A 519-nucleotide genomic window follows, 5' to 3' on the forward strand; every position below is an offset into this window, starting at 1 on the left:
ATTTTAGAGAAGTGGGATAAACGCAAGGACAGAAGTAAAACCTACAGATGGTGTGTGGAAGACAAATCTTCTGGAGAAGCGGTAGGAGAAATCGTAGTGACTGAAGTGCATAAAGATACTCAGGCTGCAGACTTAACCTTCTGTATGGGTCAAGTCTATAAAGACCAGGGGTTGGCCAAGGAAGCTTTAGAAAATATTGTGCATTTCTTGTTTAAAGAAGTGCAAATGAACCGTTTGTCTTTTGATCAAGATAGTCGAAATGAAGCTGACAGACAACTGGCTTTAGCCTTAAACTTCGAATATGAAGGGCTACGAAAAGCAGCTTTAGCCAATAATTCAGGTATTTCGGACAAAGCCTTGTATGGTGCTGTAAGATAGAATTTGAAGTGAATAAAGAAAAAGGTATGTGATAGAAAACATCACATACCTTTTCTGTCGTTATTTATTATAAAACTTTGTCTAAGAATTCTTTTGTACGGTTGTGTTGTGGGTTACTGAAGATGTCTTCAGGTTTACCTT

At 37.8% G+C, this 519-nt stretch carries 1 protein-coding gene; it reads left to right on the top strand.

Annotated features, from left to right (window positions below):
• The coding region (locus ACRCJ0_RS19245) for a GNAT family N-acetyltransferase (RefSeq protein WP_431391829.1) at positions 1 to 378 on the top strand (378 nt) is incomplete at its 5' end.
• Between the last annotated feature and the right edge of the window lie 141 nt (positions 379 to 519).

The sequence above is a fragment of the Aerococcus sp. L_32 genome (assembly GCF_050689315.1).